Annotated in this window: 1 protein-coding gene; it reads left to right on the forward strand. The window is 49.9% G+C overall.

Features of this window, described 5'->3' with window-relative positions; genetic code table 11:
- Window positions 1–139 precede the first annotated feature (139 nt).
- Window positions 140–1,762, forward strand: a complete 1,623-nt coding sequence (locus tag ACI3UA_RS01840; RefSeq protein ID WP_439723135.1) for an ABC-F family ATP-binding cassette domain-containing protein — start codon at window positions 140–142, stop codon at window positions 1,760–1,762.
- The last annotated feature ends 260 nt before the right edge of the window (window positions 1,763–2,022 follow it).

Consider the following 2,022-nt stretch of genomic DNA (forward strand, 5'->3'; position numbering starts at 1 on the left):
ATGGCATTACATCTGCATGGATAACAGCGTATTGCTGGCAGGCGGTGTGATGATGTGATAATATCTTGTAGCTTTGTAGTATTTGTAGTTTTGTAAGTTGGTAAGTTTGAATTTGAGAATTTGCGAGGTATAAATAACAATGATTTCAACTAGTGGTGTAACACTGCAATTTGGCAAGCGCGTCCTGTTCAAGGATGTATCTATCAAGTTCACGCCGGGCAACTGCTATGGCGTTATCGGTGCCAATGGTGCCGGCAAGTCCACTTTTCTGAAGCTCCTGAGCGGCGATATTGAGCCGACAAAGGGAACTATCGACATTACGCCGGGTGAGCGCATGTCTGTATTGAAGCAGGACCATTATGCCTATGACGAGTATGAGGTGCTTCGCACTGTTATCATGGGCAATCAGCATCTGGTGGACATTATGGACGAGAAGGATGCCATCTATGCCAAGCCTGATTTCAGCGATGAGGACGGTATCCGTGCCGGTGAGCTGGAGGCTGAGTTTGCGGAGCTGAATGGCTGGGATGCCGAGTCCGACGCAGCAAAGCTGCTGAACGGTCTGGGTATCGGTGATGAATACCACTATCAGAAGATGGCGGAGCTGGACCCTGCCTTGAAGGTGCGCGTGCTTTTGGCGCAGGCACTGTTCGGCAATCCTGACATCCTGCTGCTGGACGAGCCGACCAACCATCTTGATCTGGCTTCCATCAACTGGCTGGAGGACTTTTTGGCTGGTTTTGAGAATACCGTTATCGTGGTTTCCCATGACCGTCACTTCTTGAATCAGGTTTGCACCCATATTGCGGATGTTGACTTTGGCAAAATCCAGCTCTATGTGGGCAACTATGACTTCTGGTATCATTCCAGTCAGCTGGCATTGCAGCTGGCAAAGGATGCCAACAAGAAGAAGGAAGAAAAAATTAAAGAACTGCAGACCTTTATTGCCCGCTTTGCGGCAAATGCTTCCAAGTCCAAGCAGGCTACTTCCCGAAAGAAGCTGCTGGACAAGATTACCCTTGAGGATATCAAGCCGTCTTCACGCCGTTATCCGTATATTGCCTTTACCCCTGACCGTGAGGCTGGCGACCAGCTGCTTCTGGTGGAGGGCATTTCCAAGACCATTGACGGTGAGAAGGTGCTGAACAATGTTTCCTTTACCGTGAAGAAGGGTGAGAAGATTGCCTTTACCGGCCCGAACAGTGCAGGCAAGACAGCCCTGTTCCAGATTTTGATGGGTGAAATGGAGCCGGACGAAGGCTCCTTCAAGTGGGGCGTTACCACCACCCAGGCATATTTGCCAAACGATAACACCCAGTATTTTGAGGGCTGCGAGCTGAGCCTTACCGACTGGCTGCGCCAGTATTCCAAGGATCCGGATGAGTCATTTGTCCGCGGCTTTTTGGGGCGCATGCTGTTCAGCGGTGAGGAAAGCTTGAAGAAGGCATCCGTTATCTCCGGTGGCGAGAAGGTACGTTGCATGCTGTCCAAGATGATGCTCAGCGGTGCCAACGTGCTTCTGATGGATGAGCCGACCAACCATCTGGATTTGGAGTCCATTACGGCATTGAATGACGGGCTGATTGCCTTCAAGGGAACCCTGCTTTTCGTTTCTCACGACCATCAGTTTGTTCAGACCATTGCCGACCGCATTATTGAGCTGACACCTGAGGGCGTATTTGACAAGCTTACCAGCTACGATGATTTCCTGGCTGATGAGGAAGTACAGGCTAGGCTTGCCAAGATGTACGGGGCAGAGTAAGCTATTTGTATTCCATAGCAGTAAACATGAGTCGATGACGTATGCCATCGGCTCATTTCAATTCACTGTAGATACGGGCAAGCGGCATGGATATAGCTATATCACTTATAAAAATATTGCGATAAGAGGATAGATTATGGAGAATAAAATTACTTCCTTCAATGAGCTGAGCGTGTCCGAAGGTCTTTGCGAAGTGCTGGCGCGCATGGGCATCAAGGAGCCGACACCGGTGCAGGCAGAGGCAATTCCTGCCCTTAGAA

The organism is Anaerovibrio sp., from assembly GCF_051866355.1.
Taxonomy (GTDB): Bacteria; Bacillota; Negativicutes; order Selenomonadales; family Selenomonadaceae; genus Anaerovibrio.

What these genes read in the sequence shown, in the direction of transcription:
- ACI3UA_RS01840 (WP_439723135.1), top strand. Translation starts at nt 140, where the DNA reads ATGATTTCAACTAGTGGTGTAACACTGCAATTTGGCAAGCGCGTCCTG.